Below are 18,634 nucleotides of genomic sequence, written 5' to 3' on the forward strand. Positions count from 1 at the left end.
CAATTTTCTTATTACATAATGGTATCATAGGATTTATTAGTAATCAAGTAAAAAATATATTTCAATTTAAATTAAATCCTTTAATAAGCTTTCCTAATTTCATGGCACTTTCCTCGTTATTATTAGTTTCTGCTAATACAGATTCATTTCTATTATTAACCTGATTCACACTTGAAGCAATATCTGCGGTGGTCTTAGCCACTTCTGATACCGAAATTGCTATGTCTTCCATACTTGCTGCAATTTGATCAACAGAATCAGAAATATTTTTAGAAGATTCTGCAGATTTAGCAACTATATCTTTTAAAGTATCCCCATCTTTTTTGTATTCATTGCTAGTGGAAATTAGTTTGTCATAATCTTTTAAAACGTCCTTCTCTATAAACTCCAAAATATCTCTAGATGAACTGGAAAGCTTTTCAACTGCAGCTAAAACCATATGAACTTCACTTTGTATTTGTGCTACTGCCTCTGATGATTCTTCCGCAAGTGTTCTCACCTCTTCTGCAACAACTGCAAAACCCTTTCCTTGTTCACCAGCTCTTGCAGCTTCTATTGCTGCATTTAATGCTAGCAGATTAGTTTGTTTTGATATTTCATCTATACTTAATGCCATTTCTGATATTCGATTAACAACAGTGACTTCTTTTAATGCCTTTTCTAAACTTGTCCTTGTTTTTATATATATTTCTTCTGCAATTTTTTTTGATTGAATAGAATCATTGTTGATAGCAACTGCTTTTTCCTGTATATTTAAGGCCATTTCTAATCCTTCCTGTGATTTTTGCTCTGTGATCTTCACTTCTTCCTTCACTGTAGTAGCCATGGATGTTACTTCTTCAACTGCAGCAGAGGATTCTTCCATTCCTGCAGATATTTCTTCTGTAGAAGCTGATATTTGTTCAATTTCAGAACTTATCTCTGAAAACATTTTATTTGTTAATTCACTGCTTCCAAGAATACTATCACTTTCACTCCTTATGGAAATCATACTCTTATTAAGCTTTTCAATTGCACTATTTAAGCCTTTAATAGTTTGTCCTATTTCATCATTAGAAACTACCTTCATTTTAAAATTCAAATTGCCTTCCGCCAATTTAGATGCACCATCTACTACCTCTTTAATCTGAGTTAAAATACTCTTCCTTATAAAATGTGTAAACAACATACCCATTAAAATACTTACTATTAAAAAAGCCACTATTTCCTTTAAAGAATTATTTACTGTTTTTTGTGAAATCTCAGCTCTTGATTGTTCTAATTGTTCTTGAAAATCCACCATATCTTGTATACTTGATAATAGTTTATTTTCCGTCTTATTTAATCCGTTAAGTATATCTTGAAGCTCCTCATTTGTTACATCAATTTTCATACCTCGTTTAACTGAATTATCAAATTGTAAAAATGCACTGTCGTCATTATTTCGTATATTTTTATAAAGCGTCTTACCTTTTTCAGTATAAATTAATGCTTCAAGTTGCTTTTCCTTTTGTTTATAAAGAATTGTATTTTTATCTATTATTTTCTTTTGTTCCTCCATATATTTCATGTCGCTGGTAACAGCTATATTTCTTACACTGACAGCTATTTTATTTACACATTCCCTCATATCATATGTCAAACTCAATTTTTTATTTTCTATATTCACAAGCTGGTCAATATTCTGGTTAATTTGATTTAGTCCATATATCGACAATAAACACACCCCTACTATTAATATAATCATTAATGAAAATCCAATCCTCAATTTATTAGAAAGCTTTATTTTGTTAAAATTCATATGAATCCCCCCTTTTGAGATTAAACCATTATCGCTGTATATTTTGCAAAAATGCATCCTATAATCATACATAAAACAATGATTTTTTATATATATCGACACACATTTGTCTAACTTTATTATTATTTTAATATACATTGCACAAAAATATAATTTTTAAATACGACAGGATTCTACAAATTAAAAATGAGCATAAAATGACTTCGCTAAAATCTTTAGCGAAGTTTATAATTTTCCTTATAACTTAAATTTATGCTAATACCCAATGCCTTTGCATATATTAAAAAATGAGTTATATCTTTATCTATGCCTTTTTCTATATTTTCTAATTCCTCTTGGTTAAATCTACAGCTATTTGATATATCTTCAAAAGTTCTTCTATTTTCCTCTCTACATTTTTTTAAAATTTGTCTTAATTTTAAATATTTATTTTCTGCTTCCATATAATACTCGGAATTTATATTAGATTTCATATTTTTACATCCCCCTGCAAATTAAAAATTAAAAGTTAAGAATAGTTAAAGAACTCATCTATAACTCTTAACTTTTAATCCTTTATTTTAATTGTTCAACATTGTTTAGTTATAGTTGTAATTTTAGTCAAAACATCTTCTGTAAGCTGATTGAGCTTCTTATAGTCCCTGCACTCTGTATATACCTTACATAAAGGTTCATCTGCATCTGGCAGCACCAATGTCCATCCATCCTCAAAGTTAAGTTTTACACCCTCAATTAAATCTATAGATTTTGAACTATTTTCCTCTATTAGATTTCTCATTATCCTTCCCTTCATATTCCAGGGGCATTTTATTTCTTTTTTCATGCTGTAATACTGAGGAATAGTGGAAGTTATCTGTGAAAGAGACCTATTGCAGTTTGCCATAAAATTAATAGTCATTGTACACACACTTACCGCGTCCAGTGTCATGAGGTATGCACTTACCATATCCCTTTCACTTATATTGGATACATTTTCTAAATAAGTTTCCAGTATAAATTTATGCGCTATTTTAGTCCTTATAAATTTACACCCACACATTTTAGCCAATTTCTCCATAGTGGAAGAGGCTGTAACAGGAACTACCAGAGTTTTTATGTCATGAGATTTTAACATAACCAATGCATTTAAAGCATCGTACAAATTGTCTTTTATTATGTTTCCCTTTTCATCTATAATAACCGGTTTTTCACACTCTTCATCTATTTCAATTCCCAAATTGGCACTATCCTCCATAACCTTCCTTGCCAAACCCTTAGTATCACCGAACTTATCATAGAATTTCATCTCTACTTTAAGCTCCTTTAAAATCCCTTTCATTATTTCAAGAATCATAGGATCTTCTATGCTTAAAACTGCCCTGTACTTTTGGCTCTTTATATTTTCAAGTGAAAGTCCATTTATAAGCTGCCTGGCATAATACTCCAGGCAGTTATATATATTTTCCATATGCTTAAACTTATCTGGTTTTACTCTCCTGAAATCTTCCCTTGTAAAACTGCTTTCTATCTTCCTCTCCATAGCTCTATCTATATTCAACCCGTTTTTATCCATAAATATTATAGTAACCTTTTCCGGTGCACTAGCATTTACACATACATAGACTCCTGCCTGTGCTCCGAAGAAAAGAACAGACTGCCTTATAAATGCCATTGGCATCTGTTTTAAATCCATAACCTCCATACCCATAGATAAAAGTCCTGTAGCCAGAGAATATTTAAACATCTGTGCCGCTCCATTGTCACTGCAGGCTATAGCCACCCTAGAATCTGTCTTTAAAACAGAACCATAGGCAGAACCCAGCTTTGATACAAATTCTGGAGTTATATCTACATTTATCTCTCCACTAATACCATTTTTACCAAAAACAGATCTAGAAGCCTTTTCTCTCCATATAATATTGGAACTTACCATAGTGCCGCTTTCTATCATCTTGTTTGGCCATATCTTAACCCCTGGATTTACTATGGCCTTATCTTTTATAATAGTATCATTTCCCACAGCAGCTTCTTCAAATACAGAACATTGAGATTTAACTTGAACTTTTTTACAGAGTACGGCACCCCTTATCTGTGCCTTATCTCCTATATAGCAGTTATTAAAAAGTATACTCCTTTTTATGGTGGCATCTGGAGATATAATATTGTTCTCACCCAATACGGTATAGGGGCCAATTTGTGCATTGTTATATATTTTACTGCCGCTTCCTATATACACCGGTCTTGAAATTTTAGCTTCAGGACTTATTTCACAATCCTCACCTATCCATATATCTTCACTGTATTTTTGTGCCTTTATGTTTATATGCGCAAGCCCTTTTAATATGTCGAAATGACATTTCATATACTGGTCAATACTTCCTATGTCACACCAGTACCCTTCTGCCACATATCCAAACACAGGTACTTTTTCTTTCAGGAGAAGCGGAAAAAGATCACTGCTAAAATCAAATTTTTTATTTTTATTGTAATATTTAAATATATCCGGCTCTAAAATATATATTCCCGTATTTACCTTATCGCTGAATACTTCTCCCCACCCTGGTTTTTCCAAGAAGCCAGTTACTCTGCCCTGGGCATTTGTAACTACAACACCAAATTCCAGAGGTACCGGTTCTTCTTTAAGTATGAGAGTTGCCACAGCGCCCTTACTCTTGTGATAGGCAATTGCCTTTGACAGATCTATATCAGTAAGGGCATCTCCACTTATAACAACAAAAGTATCATTTAAAAATGCCTCAGCATTTTTAACACTTCCTGCAGTACCCAGTGGAGTTTCTTCTATAAAATAACTTATATTTACTCCAAAATCTTTACCATCTCCAAAATAATTTATTATTTCATCAGGTAAATATTGCAAGGTAGCTCCAATATCCTCTATTCCAGTATTCTTAAGCAGTTCTAAGGCATATTCCATTATGGGTTTCCCCATTATAGGCATCATGGGTTTAGGTATGTTACAGGTTAAGGGCCTTAACCTGGTTCCTTCTCCTCCGGCCATTATTATAGCTTTCATAACCATCACACCCTTTATCCATTTTAATATTTAAACCTTGCTCTTCTCTTTATTCTTAGTACTGCTCCTCTTTCTTGTAGTAGTTCCGCCTTTACTTTTAGCACCAGCACCTACTTTAATTTTCATATCCTGATTTTCTTTTTTATCTTGTTTCCTACTCACTTTAAGATCCTCATAGTATTCTAAAATTTCTCCTTCGTTAAAGTTATCTTTTAAATCTTCGTTATCATCAGGTTTTGCAATCTTCTTTAAAGCTTCATTTTCCTCATTTAAACTTTTATATACCATGTAATCCTCCCTAAAAGCAGAATGATTATTTTCACTGCTTAATTTTCTCCATTCTGTACCGCCGGCTTCTTCTAAAACCTGATGGTACATTCTCAGAGTAAGATCTGCTATTTTGTTCCAGGTAAATTCATCCTTTACAGTATCTTTTCCATTATCACTAATATATTTGGAAAATTCCTCATCATATAAAAGTCCAACTACATTATCCGCTATACTGTTAGCATTTCCATTTATACACTTAAGCCCATTTTTGCCATGTTCCACAATTTCACTTAACCCACCTGTATCAGAAACAACTACAGGACATCCTGCCGCCATAGCTTCTAAAGCTACAATACCAAAAGGTTCATAAAGGGATGGAAATACTGCTGCATTTGCAACTCTATATAATTTATCTTTTTCCATTTCATCCATATATCCTGTAAATAAAAACTTACTTTCCAGTCCAGAATATCTGACTTTATCTTTTAATTCCTCCGTCATTGGACCTGTACCTGCTATTATGAATTTGGAATCATTATATCTATTTATTATACTAGGAGCTGCTTCTATAAGAAGATGTATTCCCTTCTCAAAAACATGTCTTCCTACGCAAAAAATTATTTTTTCATTATCCATGGCATATTTTCTTCTAAATGAAAGCCAATCAAATTCAAATTCAAACTTTTCTACATTAACTCCATTTGAAATAACCCATATTTTTTCTTCAGGAGCTGAGAATATTTTATTTATTTGATTCTTCATATAGTTACTGCAGGCAATTACTTTCCATGATTCATAGGTAAGCATCCATTCTGTAGCAGAAATATATCTTTGAGTTACAGTATTTATACCGCCATTTCTTCCATATTCTGTAGCATGTATAGTACATACTAGAGGTATTCTAAAAGACCATTTTAAAGTCTTAGCACAAAAAGCAGTAAGCCAATCATGAACATGTATTAAATCAAACTCTCCAGATTCATTTATTAATCTAACGGCTCTTTCCACCATAGCAAAATTGAGCTGCATTACCCATTTAGTAAAATCTTGGGTATCTATAGCATAAGGTGTAACCCTATGAACAAAGACTCCCTTATCATTTTCATCTATAGGTGCTGTACCTTCTTCACAGGTGATCACATGAACTTCATTTCCTCTCTCACAAAGAGAATGAGATAAATAATACACGTGATTTGATAATCCACCTATAGTCTTAGGTGGGTATTCCCAGGAAATCATTAAAACTTTCATTATATCACTCTTTTCTTTATAAAATTTTATCTTTAAAAGCTATTAGTAAAATCACACAAAAATTTACTAATATAATTTGTTTTTTATGATTCTAGAACTTATATAAAAACAAAAATTTTTACTATACACTTATTATAATTCGTTTTAATTTACTTATACATTTTATCATAATATTCCATAATCATTCTATTAGCTGAATATCTTTCCACCATTGCATTTACACTTGCTATCATCATTTCATTCCATTTATTTTTATCATTATAGTAAACATCTAAAACTTTATTGATTAAAACTTCATAGAGACTTTCTCCATCGTGAATATCCTGCTCCACCTCATTTTTACCTATAAATCCATTACCTATCTGCCATCCAGTAACTCCATCCCAGCAAGCTTCTGGCCACCATCCATCTAAAGTACTTAGATTTAACACTCCATTTATAGCTGCTTTCATTCCTGAAGTACCACAGGCTTCTTTGGTAACTCTTGGATTGTTAAGCCATACATCCACACCCCTTGTAAGCAGTGCTCCCTTTTCCATATTATAATTGTCTAAAAATACTACAGATTCAGGATATTTTGCTTGTATGGTCAAAATATGTTTTATTATTTCCTTACCTGTAAAATCTAGAGGATGTGCTTTTAATGATATTATTATCTGTACTCTTTTTCTTTTTAAGAGGGATGAAATTTTTTCTTCATTCCTAAATATTAAATCTCCTCTTTTATACGGTGCCGCTCTTCTTGCAAAGCCTATAATAAGGTTGTCTTCATCCAGCTTTATTCCATTCTTATTCTGTATATACTCTATCAGCTTAACTTTATTTCTCATATGAAGTTCTAGTAGATTTTCTTTTCTCTTTGCAGCTTCTATAATATGTTCATTGCCCCAGGTTTTTACATTTATTCCGTTTGTTATACTTATAATTTCACTTCTATTATTAATATTTTTCCACATTTCATTTGCTATTTTTCCATGCATAGCTGAAACTGCATTAGACTTTTTAGAAAGCCTGAGTCCTGCTGCAGTCATATTGAATGGGTTTCCTCCTATTTGCTCTATAAAATTTCTATCTAACCCATCATAAGCATCCATATATTGTAATATATCAAGACCATGGGATTCATTTCCTTCTACAATAGGAGTATGAGTGGTAAACACAATACTATTTCTGCATTTTCTCCATGCCTCATAAGCCTCTTCTCCTCTTCCAATTCTTTCTCTTATAAGTTCAAATCCTGCGAAAACAGCGTGTCCTTCGTTGAAATGGTATATATCTACATCTTTGTTTAATGCTCTTAATGCCCTTATTCCACCTACTCCAAGTACTATTTCCTGCGCTATTCTCTCTTCCTCAAACCATCCATATAACTGACCTGTTATCCATCGGTCAGAATTCTCTGGCAGGTCTGTATCCAGTAAATAAAGTTCTGAATTACCAAAACAATCTACCTTCCACACTTTACAATGTACAACTCTTCCTCTTATTTTTACATTTACCTTTACCCCTGTATCCTCAAGGAAGTCATAACCATAATTGTAGAAAGAGTCCACTATCCTCTGTTTATTATCTATATGCTGTTCTACATATCCTTGTTTCCACCTTATTCCTATCCCGATTACAGGAAGATTACTTTCTTTAGCAGCTTTAAGATAATCTCCAGCCAGTATTCCAAGTCCACCAGCATAGATTTTAAAATCAGAATGTAATCCAAATTCCATACAAAAATAAGCAACCTTCGGACAATCTTTACTCACTATCTTAACATCTCCTTTTCCCTTTTTTTGTAGAAGATATATTTAGCACCTATTATATCTTTTTCAAGTTATATAATATTTCATAAAATATTATTTTATTTTATACATTTCCATAATTGTAATATTATTATATTTATATACTACATAATATTACTTTTTTATTATATGTATAATAAAGTTTATTATACATTAAAGCAGTTAAAGGAAAGTATTTGTATCAAATTAATGCGGTATATCATTTAGTTTAAAAGAATCATGATAAATATTTATCCAAAGGCTAGTTGCCATTTCTAAAACCCCCAGCTTCTTTAAGATGGGGGATAAGTACTACTACGCCTCTGAATAAGTTCTTTTAAGCTTTATGTGTGCTTAGCCCAGAAGCTATTTTCTGACATTCTTCAAGGCAGTTACCAACTTGGGTCAATTGAGTTTCTATCTGTTTTTTTATGTTTCCATTTTCAACCTGGCCTGCAGCCACCTGCAAACCTTGTTGAGCATTTTTTAATGATTCTTTGGCCTTATGAATATTATCTCTTGCTTGTGAATTCATTTTATCAGTTCCTCCTTGTAAGTTTATTTTCATTAATATTATTTACAATAGAAACAATATAATACTATGGTAGAATATCAAATTCACCGTTTTCAAATTCTACAAAGGCAGTATTATTTTAAAGCATGCACCTGTATGGGTATTATTTTCTGCAGTTATACTGCCATTATGTTTATCAATAATGCTTTTAGCTATGGCCAGTCCAAGACCATGCTGGCCGCCCTTGCCTTTAAAAAATCTATCAAATATGTTTTTTAATTCATTTTCATCAACACCTGGTCCATCATCCACTATATTTATAATTAATTTTGAATCTTCACTTTTAAAATTTACAATCACCTCCTTGCCTGCATAACGGATGCAATTTCCAAGTACATTAATTATAGCTCTGGAAAGCTTCTCTTCATCACCTTTCACTAATATATCTTTTCCCGAGTTAAAAAACTCAATAGTTTTATCCAGTTTAACTGCCATCCCTTTCACCCTTTCAATGCAGCTTCTAACTAAATCCTCCACACTCAAATCTTCAAAATTTATTGACTCCTGCATAGAATCTATTTTTGATAAATATAATAAATCTTCCACTATGGTAGTAAGTCTTTTACTTTCCTCGATAATAATATCTATAGCTGCCTCTTTATCATCAACAACTCCTAATTTTACTCCCTCTGCATAACCCTGTATGGACATGAGAGGAGTACGTAACTCGTGAGAAGCATTTTGCAAAAATGTCTTCATAGTATTATCATACATTGAAAGTTTTTGGGACATTTCATACATGGTCTCAGATAACTGGTTTATCTCTTCATCCTCATAAATTCCAGGTTTAGAATGATATTGTCTTTCCCCTATTTTTTTAGCATATTTACTCAATTCTATAATGGGTCTGGAAAATTTTTTAGCCACAACATTAGATGCAAATATTGCTATTAATCCAGTTATAATGAGAATAGTAAATAATATTATATTAACTTTAAAGATCATATTTTTGCTTTTATCCATATTAGCATAAATGAGCATTGCTGAAGTATTTTCACTCTTATTTGACTTTATAGGATATATAACAGCACAATATTGCTTTCCCTGTACACGAAAATACCTGATTCCGCTCCTATTAATCAAATTAAATATTCTTCTTTTAAACATTATAGGTATAATATTATTGTTAACTAAATTATATTGTCTAGAATTTTCTTTTTGTGGAAAAATTACATTGCTGTTCTTATCCATTACAGCATAATTCAAATCAAGAAAGGTTTTGGTTTGCTTTAACATTCTTTCTGTTTTTAGAAGTGTTTGTATATCTCTTTTATCTTCAGTATTCTTTGAATTAAAATTTTCAATACTCATTGATCTCTTAATAAGTTCTCCAGCTGAAATCAATTGTTTCTTTATTTGTCTTCTAATATATACATTTAGAGAAACTCTAAATACCATAGATGTTATAAGTACATATATCATAATTATAATTATATGTGAAAAGAATATCCTAGTTTTAATATTTCTTTTAGATTTTATCATAAAAGCATTCCTCTCGTAATTATTTATGACTTGAAATAATGAATCCAAACCCCCATAATGTTTCTATTTTTAAATTAGAACCCACAGCTGTAAGTTTTCTACGAATTCTTTTAATCATATCATCTGTAGCTCTTGTATCAACTTCCCTGTCAAATCCCCAAACTTTATTTAAAAGTTCCTCTCTAGAAACAGCTTTATTTTTATTTTTTGCAAGATATAATAAAAGATTAAATTCCATGGGCGTAAATTTTAAATTTTTATTATTACAAAGTACATATCTTCCTTCTGTATATATTGTTATATCTTCAATATGTATTACCATACTACTTGAGGCAGTTCTTTCAATCTCCATACGTTTAAATATGCTCTTAACCCTTAAAACTAGTTCCACAGGGCTAAAAGGTTTAGTCATATAATCATCGCTGCCAAGCATAAGTCCTGCAATTTTATCAGCCTCTTCATCTTTAGCAGATATTATAATAATAGGCACATTACTTTCCCTTCGTATTTCAGTACACAGTGCAAAACCATCTAGTTCAGGCATCATTATATCAAGCAGCAGCATATCTGCGGGCTTTTCTTTAAATGCCTGCAAAAGTGATTTACCATCTGAAAAAGTTCTCACTTCATAACCTTCCTTTTTAAGAAACATCTTTATCAATTCCTGAATTTTTATCTCGTCGTCAGCAATATATATAAGCTTATTCTGCATTTTTCATCACCTTTATTCCAATTTATTTTTATTATATCACAGTAAAATTGTATACCGCATATTTAACACAACCTCTGCCACAATTTTGCCACAATATATCGGAGATTTGGCCTAAATTTAAATGTTAAACTTAATTTAGCAAAAACTGATAGGTTAAATTTTCAAAGTAAAATATTAAAAAGGAGCTTAAATGGATGAAGAGAAAATTTTATCTACCTTTAATAATAGTTCTTGTTTTATTTTCTTTCCTAGGCTGTAGTAGAAATACAAATAAAGCACTTAATAAGTCAAATTCAATTAATAATTCCAATACCTCTGCTAATAATTCTTCTAATGAGGGTACCCACTCTTCATTAAAAGCAAACATCAGCCAAACAGAAACAAAAATGTCTGGTCTGGATAATTCTATGGACAACTTAGATAAAACGTTAAAGAATATGGATGATACTAACAATATAAATGAAATTGAATCAATAATAAATAACAATTAGGAGTTGATAATAATGAAAAGTGTGAAAATCAAATTAATTTCTTCACTAGCTGCCGCTTCTCTTATGGTATCTCTGGGTACTGCAAGTGTATTTGCTAAAGAAACCAACAGTAAAATTGAAACTGCTCTAGTAAATCAGCAGCAGCGTATTGAAAATCGCCAGGAAAGACAGCAGGCAAAGGATGCTATGCTGCCTAAAAAAGACACTATAAAACAAAATCACGCTACTAATGAAGCCCTGAGAAAAGAAATATCACAAAAAAGAGCTTCTGTTAAAAGTATGCGACAGGACATCAAAAGCAATAATAAGCAATTAACTTCCGATGATTTATCTAAAATACAAGAACAATTAAAAATTATAGATGGGGATGTTTCTTCACTTGAAAGCTTACGAGGTACTATAAATACGGCTTATGAAAAGGTAAAAGATGATATGAAAAATAAAAATTACCAGGATGCCCAATCTCAATTAGATACTATAATATCAATACAAAATACAAGAACAACAGATCTTACAAAACTAAATACTGATATGGATGCTCTTATTAGTATTCTTCAATCCGCTGAAGCTAATGCCAAAACGTCTCCATCTTCAGGTACTTCATCAACTACTTAATTATAACCTCCTTAGTAAGTGATTATTTACTAAGGAGGTTATTTATTTTATTTAAACAAACTTTATTTTAAGAACTTTTTCCCATATAATTAAATATAGTAAATTTAATTATAAACTTTAAGGGGAGTAACTATGAATTCTAAAATCAAAATAATTACCTCCATGCTTATATTCGGAAGTATTGGAGTCTTCGTAACCAATATAAACTTACCATCGGCGGAAGTTGCCTTTTTCAGAGCTGCTATTGGAAGTTTATTTCTAATTTCCGCTGCTTTTTTCAGAAATGAGAAAATATCTTTTAAATCAATATCAAATAATCTTTTACTGCTTATTGTATCTGGTATAGCTTTAGGATTAAATTGGCTCTCTCTATTTCAGGCATACAAATATACAACTGTACCAAAGGCAACCTTAAGCTATTATTTTGCACCTATCTTTGTGATAATATTATCCCCTATTGTTCTTAAGGAAAAACTTACATGGACAAAAATCATGTGCATTATTATGGCTCTTGTGGGGTTGTTCCTAATTCTCAACCTAACTGGAAATGATATGACTGCTTCTTATAATGATTTAAAAGGAATCCTTTATGGACTTTTAGGTGCAGTACTATATGCCAGTGTAATTTTGATGAATAAATTCATTAGGAATTTATCAGGGTTTGAGACTACATTAATTCAGCTTATCATGGCATGTATTACATTGTTTCTGAGTATCTTATATAAAAGTAGCCTTAACATATCAGTAATAAGCCATAAAACCTGGACTTTTATAATTGTAATAGGAATTATCCATACAGGTATTGCTTACTTATTATACTTTACCTCTATAAAAGAATTAAGTGGTCAATCTATAGCCATTTTAAGTTATATAGATCCTATTTCAGCAGTGTTTTTTGCTGCAGTTTTTTTATGGCAAACTATGGCTCCTGTTCAGATAGCTGGAGGTATACTTATTTTAGGTTCTACATTCTTAAGTGAAAGATGGAAGACTTTCGATAGTAATTGAATGTTTTACATACAATCTATATAATATGCATTATAACATTTATTTTCAAATTCAAAAAATATAAATCGTTAATTATTAAAAGGAGGCAAAAATATTGAAAGAAGAAATCATTGAAAGCTTAAAGCAAATTGTAGGAGAAGATTGGGCCACAAATAACTTATCACAAATGAAAAGTTATCTATACGATGAAACTGAGTCTTTAATTCGTATTAAACCATCAGAAGATTGTATAGTAGTTAAGCCTGGCTCACCAGAAGAAATATCCCAAATATTAAAATATGCCAATAAAATGTTAATACCTGTAGTTCCTAGAGGAGGCGGCACAGGTGTTTGTGGTGCAGCAGTACCTATAAAACCTAGTATAGTTCTTTCCCTGGAAAGATTAAATAAAGTTATAGAACTAGATGAACAAAATTTAATGATTACCCTTGAAGCAGGAGCTACTTTAGCAGATTTACTTCAAACACTAGATAAACAAGACAAACTATTTTTCCCAATACATCCTGGAGATGAAGGAGCCCAGATTGGGGGTATGGTTATGGAAAATGCCGGTGGAACAAAAGCTGTAAAACACGGAATTATGAGAAACCATGTTAAAGCACTGGAAGTAGTTCTTCCCACAGGAGAAATAGTTGATCTTGGTGGAAAACTCATAAAAAACAACATGGGTTATGATTTGCTTCACATGATGATTGGAAGCGAAGGAACTCTCGGTATTATTACAAAAGTAACACTAAAACTTTATGCAAAAAATAATTACACAGGTACATTATTGATTTCATTCAATACAAGACGAGAAGCTTGTGATGCAGTGCCTAAAATACTTCAAGAAGGAATTACACCTTTGGCTGTTGAGTATATGGATAGATTTATTTCAGAAAAAGCTGCCCAGCATTTAGGAACCACCTGGCCTGCATCTAAAGGTTCTGTAGACTTGATGTTTATGCTGGATGGAGCTACTGAAGATGACCTATATTCTACCAGTGAAAAAATTGTAGAAATATGCGAAGAACACAATGCAGTAGATAGTATCATAGCAGAAACTGCAAAAGAACAAAAAAATCTTTTGGATATAAGAAGCAATGCATATACTCCTTTTAAAGAGCATGTAGCAGATGGTCTTGATATGGCAGTGCCCCCGTCAGCTGTGCCTGATTTCTTTGATGACATAACATTGCTTGCAAAAAAATACGATACCATAATTCCTGCAGTAGGTCATATAGCAGATGGAAATATTCATAATTTTATTATGAGCCATAACGGTGAATTACCTTCTTATTACGAAGAATTTAAGCAAGAAATGTATAAGATTGCATTAAAATACGGTGGCACCATAACTGCAGAGCATGGTACTGGAAAATCACGGAAAAAATATATGCCTCTTCAATTTACCCAAAGAGAAATTGACATTATGAGCGGAATTAAAAAGGCTTTTGATCCTAATAAAATTCTTAATCCTGGTACTATAGTTGATTAATGAAGCTTGTCACTAGAAAAATACATAAAAGTTCAAAAACGAAAGATTTCCGGCATACCCGGAAATCTTCCATTTTTGAACTTTCCTCTTTGAACTTTTAACTTTCAATAACTGTTGAAGAGACAAACTGGCTATTATAAAGGCTGGCATAAAATCCTCCCTTTTTCAGAAGCTCTTCATGATTTCCCTGTTCTACAATATCTCCATTATCCATTACAAGAATTAAATCAGCATCACGAATTGTTGATAATCTATGTGCAATAATAAAACTTGTTCTGTTTTTCATAAGATTATCCATAGCCTTTTTTATTTTCACTTCCGTTCGTGTATCTACAGAACTAGTAGCTTCATCCAGAATAAGTATTTTAGGATCAGCAAGTATTGCTCTTGCAATAGTAAGAAGCTGTTTTTGACCCTGTGATACATTTGAAGCCTCTTCATTAAGTATCATATCATATCCTCCGGGAAGGGTTCTTACAAAGCTATCCACATGTGCCGCCTCTGCTGCAGCTTTCACTTCTTCATCTGCAGCATCAAGTCTTCCATATCTGATATTTTCCATTATACTTCCATTATAAAGCCAAGTATCCTGAAGAACCATACCAAACATGTCTCTTAAATCACTTCTTATATAATCTCTTACATCATGTCCTTCTACTAAAATAGCACCCTTATTGACATCATAAAAACGCATTAAAAGTTTAACCATAGTAGTTTTACCTGCACCAGTTGGTCCTACAATTGCAACTTTCTCTCCTGGCTTTATTTCAGCTGAAAAATTGTTAATTACAACCTTGTCAGGATTATATCCAAATTGAACATTCTTAAACTCAACACTTCCTTTAATATTTTTAGGCTTTACAGGATTTTCAGTTTCAGGACTTGCCTCCTCCTCTTCTAAAAATTCAAATACACGTTCTGCAGAAGCTGCTGTTTGTTGAAGTACATTTGATATATTGGCAATTTGAGTAATTGGCTGAGTAAATGATCTCACATACTGTATAAAAGCCTGAATATCACCTACTTCAATAGTCTTTTTTATTGCAAGCCATCCGCCTAGAACACATACACCTACATAACCTAAGTTGCTGACAAAATTCATAACAGGCATTACCATACTAGTTATAAATTGGGATTTCCATGCGGATTTATAAAGAGTATTATTAAGCTTATCAAATTTTTTAATACTTTCTTCTTCTCCATTAAAGGCCTTCATAACTATGTGTCCGCCATACATTTCCTCCACATGGCCATTCACATGTCCCAGATAATCCTGCTGCTGCTTAAAATACTTTTGAGAATACTTTATTATAAACATCATAATTATCATAGATAAAGGAATTATGCAAAGTGCTACCAGAGTCATAAAAAAACTTATGCTGAGCATCATAATAAATACTCCAATTATAGTTGTAATTGATGTAATAATCTGAGTAAGACTCTGGTTAAGTGTTTGGCTCAAAGTATCAACGTCATTAGTAACACGGGATAATACTTCACCATGATTTATACCATCAAAGTATTTAAGAGGCATTTTATTTATTTTCTCTGAAATTTCCTTTCTCATTTTATAACTTACTTTCATAGAAACTCCAGACATTATCCATCCTTGAACATAGGCAAAAAGTGAACTTACTGCATATAATCCGGCAAGTATGAGTATTATTCTTCCAATATAGTTAAAGTCTATCCCTGTGCCGGTACCTGAAAATTTACCCACAATTCCTTCAAAAAGCTTTGTAGTTGCGTGACCTAACATCTTAGGGCCTACTATGGAAAATGCTGCACTAACTGCTGCAAATATAAACACAATAATAACAGAAACCTTATATTCATTCATATACTTTATAAGCTTTTTCATTGTACCCTTAAAGTTACTTGCTTTTTCACCGCCCTGTATCATACCGCCAGGTCCTCGATGTACAGCAGGTTTTTTTACTGTTTGTTTCTCACTCATGCCAATTCCTCCTTTGAAAGCTGTGACAATGCAATCTCTTTATATATGTCACAATTTTTCATAAGCTCTCTGTGAGTACCAATTCCCACTACATTGCCATTGTCAAGAACTACTATTTGATCAGCATCCATAATTGTTGAAATACGCTGTGCTACAATGAGGAATGTACATGATGCTGTTTCTTTTCTAAGTGCCTTTCTAAGTGCCGCATCTGTTTTAAAATCAAGAGCTGAAAAACTATCATCAAACAAATAAATTTCAGGTTCCTTTACAAGTGCACGTGCAATAGATAGTCTTTGCTTCTGACCTCCAGACACATTTGAACCTCCTTGGGAAATTTCAGTTTTAAATCCTCCCGGCTTAGTATTTATGAACTCTACCGCCTGAGCAATTTCCACAGCTTTTTGCATATCTACTTCTTCTACATTTTTATTTGCATATTTGAGATTAGATTCAATTGTGCCACTAAACAAATAATTTTTTTGAGGTACATATCCAATTTTATCACGAAGCTCATAACCGGATGCTTCCTTTACATTTACACCATCTACAAGTACCTCTCCCTGCGTTACATCATAAAATCGCATAATTAAATTTACAAGAGTAGTCTTACCAGAACCTGTAGAGCCAATGAATGCAGTAGTCTTACCAGGTAATGTCTTAAAACTTACATTTTTCAGTGCATCTTCTTCAGCTCCCGGATACCTGAATGATACATTATTAAATTCAACTATACCCTTCATATTGTCATCAAAATGCTTTGGATTTTTAGGATCCTCAATTGAAATCTTTTTCTTCAGCACTTCATCAATACGCTGGGCTGAAACAGATGCTCTAGGTATGAGAATGAACATTACTGCAAGCATTAAAAATGCCATAATTATCTGCATTGCATACTGCATAAACGCCATCATATCCCCTACCTGTATATTTCCATCTGCAACTTGATGGGAACCCGTCCATACAATAAGCAGTGTAGCTCCATTCATAATAAGCATCATAGCAGGCATCATACAGACCATTACACGATTTACAAAGAGACTTGTACGGGTAACATCTGTATTTGCTCTATTAAAACGCTTTTCCTCAAATCGTTGGTTATTAAAGGCTCTTATAACCATCATACCTGAGAGACTTTCACGGGTTACCAGATTAAGTCTGTCAATAAGTTTTTGTATGATTTTAAACTTTGGAAAAGCAACTGCAAATACTACAAGAATTAACCCTAAAAGTACTATAACTGCAACTGCAATAATCCATGACATGGATCTGCTTTTTTCAACAGCTCTTATTATACCTCCAATTCCCATAATAGGTGCATAGAATACCATTCTTATCATGATTACCATAAGCATTTGTATTTGTGTTATGTCATTAGTACTCCTTGTTATAAGAGAGGCTGTTGAAAAATCATTAAATTCTCCATTTGAAAATCCTTCAACCTTTTCAAATATATTTTTACGAAGGTTTCTTGCAAGTCCTGCCGCAGTCTTAGCAGCTAAAAATCCCACTATGACAGTACATATACCACCCAGTAATGACACAAGCAGCATAACTATTCCTGTATTTATAATATATTTATTCTGAATTCTATCCGTATTCATTCCAAGGGCCTTATACTCAGCTTTAATGGATGAAGCAGCAGATTGAACAATCATATTGTTATCTAAACTTGAAACTTTTTTATTTATATCATCAATTACTTTTACACGCTGCACCTCTGGCATCTTAGAAATTATTTCAAACAAATTCACATTAGCAGGTATCTTCATTCCATTAAAAGAAATTATTCCATTTTTTGCAGTGGATTTAATTTTGTCAATACCGGAAGCCCCAAGTATTGCCTTACCCATTATAGGATTAAGTCTATCTATTTCATTTTGATTTATGTTTTTAAGCACAAATATTGGTTCATTTTTAAGATTAGGATAATCTTTTAAATACTTATCATAATCCCCACTTGACTTATCAATAAGAGTATAATTTCTAGAAACTTCTTCTTTGTCCGTTTCCTTCATAAGTATTTGTATTTTATTCATTTCACCCTGTCTTATTGCCTGGGGAACAGCACTTGTAATACCTCCCTGTTGTATACCTTTATTTACAATATCAGAGGTATAGTTTGGAAGTGCAAGATCACACATGGCCTGCACAAACAAAAGCAGCACTGCAGTAATAATCATCACAATAAATGGTTTTAAATATTTTATTAATTTCATCATTATTACATCT

14 protein-coding genes are annotated in these 18,634 nt (G+C 32.2%); 4 read left to right on the forward strand and 10 right to left on the reverse strand.

Annotated features, from left to right (window positions below; all coding sequences use genetic code 11):
• Window positions 1–61 precede the first annotated feature (61 nt).
• From ACJDU8_RS06580 to ACJDU8_RS06615, 8 genes are all read right to left on the reverse strand, one after another.
• Window positions 62–1,780 carry a methyl-accepting chemotaxis protein gene (locus ACJDU8_RS06580; RefSeq protein WP_406791356.1) on the reverse strand — a complete coding sequence of 573 codons (1,719 nt, stop codon included), beginning with the start codon at window positions 1,778–1,780 and terminating at the stop codon, window positions 62–64.
• Window positions 1,781–1,995: 215 nt separating this feature from the next.
• Window positions 1,996–2,253 (reverse strand): hypothetical protein, encoded by a 258-nt coding sequence (locus ACJDU8_RS06585; protein WP_406791357.1) that lies wholly within the window; start codon window positions 2,251–2,253, stop codon window positions 1,996–1,998.
• Window positions 2,254–2,348: 95 nt separating this feature from the next.
• Window positions 2,349–4,793 (reverse strand): sugar phosphate nucleotidyltransferase, encoded by a 2,445-nt coding sequence (locus tag ACJDU8_RS06590; protein WP_406791358.1) that lies wholly within the window; start codon window positions 4,791–4,793, stop codon window positions 2,349–2,351.
• A gap of 30 nt (window positions 4,794–4,823) precedes the next feature.
• The gene (locus ACJDU8_RS06595; RefSeq protein ID WP_406791359.1) at window positions 4,824–6,314 is read right to left on the reverse strand and encodes a glycosyltransferase family 4 protein; all 1,491 of its coding nucleotides are present in this window, start codon (window positions 6,312–6,314) and stop codon (window positions 4,824–4,826) included.
• A gap of 149 nt (window positions 6,315–6,463) precedes the next feature.
• On the reverse strand, window positions 6,464–8,071 hold the full coding sequence (glgP, locus tag ACJDU8_RS06600; protein WP_406791360.1) for an alpha-glucan family phosphorylase: 1,608 nt from the start codon (window positions 8,069–8,071) through the stop codon (window positions 6,464–6,466).
• A gap of 352 nt (window positions 8,072–8,423) precedes the next feature.
• Window positions 8,424–8,621, reverse strand: a complete 198-nt coding sequence (locus tag ACJDU8_RS06605; RefSeq protein ID WP_406791361.1) for a hypothetical protein — start codon at window positions 8,619–8,621, stop codon at window positions 8,424–8,426.
• A gap of 99 nt (window positions 8,622–8,720) precedes the next feature.
• Window positions 8,721–10,142, reverse strand: a complete 1,422-nt coding sequence (locus ACJDU8_RS06610; protein WP_406791362.1) for a sensor histidine kinase — start codon at window positions 10,140–10,142, stop codon at window positions 8,721–8,723.
• Between the two features lie 19 nt (window positions 10,143–10,161).
• Window positions 10,162–10,854, reverse strand: coding sequence for a response regulator transcription factor (locus tag ACJDU8_RS06615; RefSeq protein WP_406791363.1), 693 nt, complete (start codon window positions 10,852–10,854; stop codon window positions 10,162–10,164).
• A gap of 194 nt (window positions 10,855–11,048) precedes the next feature.
• On the opposite strand from ACJDU8_RS06615, the gene ACJDU8_RS06620 reads away from it, so the two are divergent.
• The 4 genes from ACJDU8_RS06620 (at window position 11,049) to ACJDU8_RS06635 (ending at window position 14,445) form a co-directional block, all read left to right on the forward strand.
• Entirely contained in the window at window positions 11,049–11,345 is a 297-nt protein-coding gene (locus ACJDU8_RS06620) for a hypothetical protein (protein ID WP_406791364.1), read from the forward strand.
• Window positions 11,346–11,357: 12 nt separating this feature from the next.
• Window positions 11,358–11,960 (forward strand): hypothetical protein, encoded by a 603-nt coding sequence (locus ACJDU8_RS06625; RefSeq protein WP_406791365.1) that lies wholly within the window; start codon window positions 11,358–11,360, stop codon window positions 11,958–11,960.
• 132 nt (window positions 11,961–12,092) lie between these two features.
• On the forward strand, window positions 12,093–12,968 hold the full coding sequence (locus ACJDU8_RS06630; RefSeq protein ID WP_406791366.1) for a DMT family transporter: 876 nt from the start codon (window positions 12,093–12,095) through the stop codon (window positions 12,966–12,968).
• A gap of 94 nt (window positions 12,969–13,062) precedes the next feature.
• Window positions 13,063–14,445: an FAD-binding oxidoreductase gene (locus tag ACJDU8_RS06635; protein WP_406791367.1), complete on the forward strand. Its 1,383-nt coding sequence runs from the start codon at window positions 13,063–13,065 to the stop codon at window positions 14,443–14,445.
• A 97-nt stretch (window positions 14,446–14,542) separates the two neighbouring features.
• Here the strand turns inward: ACJDU8_RS06635 and ACJDU8_RS06640 are convergent, their stop codons facing one another.
• Window positions 14,543–16,402 (reverse strand): ABC transporter ATP-binding protein, encoded by a 1,860-nt coding sequence (locus tag ACJDU8_RS06640; RefSeq protein WP_406791368.1) that lies wholly within the window; start codon window positions 16,400–16,402, stop codon window positions 14,543–14,545.
• Entirely contained in the window at window positions 16,399–18,624 is a 2,226-nt protein-coding gene (locus ACJDU8_RS06645) for an ABC transporter ATP-binding protein (RefSeq protein ID WP_406791369.1), read from the reverse strand. Before ACJDU8_RS06645 ends, ACJDU8_RS06640 begins: the two co-directional genes overlap by 4 nt.
• Between the last annotated feature and the right edge of the window lie 10 nt (window positions 18,625–18,634).

The organism is Candidatus Clostridium eludens, assembly GCF_045310515.1.
GTDB classification, from domain to species: Bacteria; Bacillota; Clostridia; order Clostridiales; family Clostridiaceae; genus Clostridium_B; species Clostridium_B eludens.

Excerpts from the sequence above, each read along its gene's own strand:
- ACJDU8_RS06580 (WP_406791356.1), bottom strand. The coding sequence starts at position 1,780 with ATGAATTTTAACAAAATAAAGCTTTCTAATAAATTGAGGATTGGATTT.
- ACJDU8_RS06585 (WP_406791357.1), bottom strand. The coding sequence starts at position 2,253 with ATGAAATCTAATATAAATTCCGAGTATTATATGGAAGCAGAAAATAAA.
- ACJDU8_RS06590 (WP_406791358.1), bottom strand. The coding sequence starts at position 4,793 with ATGAAAGCTATAATAATGGCCGGAGGAGAAGGAACCAGGTTAAGGCCC.
- ACJDU8_RS06595 (WP_406791359.1), bottom strand. The coding sequence starts at position 6,314 with ATGAAAGTTTTAATGATTTCCTGGGAATACCCACCTAAGACTATAGGT.
- ACJDU8_RS06605 (WP_406791361.1), bottom strand. The coding sequence starts at position 8,621 with ATGAATTCACAAGCAAGAGATAATATTCATAAGGCCAAAGAATCATTA.
- ACJDU8_RS06610 (WP_406791362.1), bottom strand. The coding sequence starts at position 10,142 with ATGATAAAATCTAAAAGAAATATTAAAACTAGGATATTCTTTTCACAT.
- ACJDU8_RS06615 (WP_406791363.1), bottom strand. The coding sequence starts at position 10,854 with ATGCAGAATAAGCTTATATATATTGCTGACGACGAGATAAAAATTCAG.
- ACJDU8_RS06620 (WP_406791364.1), top strand. The coding sequence starts at position 11,049 with ATGAAGAGAAAATTTTATCTACCTTTAATAATAGTTCTTGTTTTATTT.
- ACJDU8_RS06625 (WP_406791365.1), top strand. The coding sequence starts at position 11,358 with ATGAAAAGTGTGAAAATCAAATTAATTTCTTCACTAGCTGCCGCTTCT.
- ACJDU8_RS06630 (WP_406791366.1), top strand. The coding sequence starts at position 12,093 with ATGAATTCTAAAATCAAAATAATTACCTCCATGCTTATATTCGGAAGT.
- ACJDU8_RS06640 (WP_406791368.1), bottom strand. The coding sequence starts at position 16,402 with ATGAGTGAGAAACAAACAGTAAAAAAACCTGCTGTACATCGAGGACCT.
- ACJDU8_RS06645 (WP_406791369.1), bottom strand. The coding sequence starts at position 18,624 with ATGATGAAATTAATAAAATATTTAAAACCATTTATTGTGATGATTATT.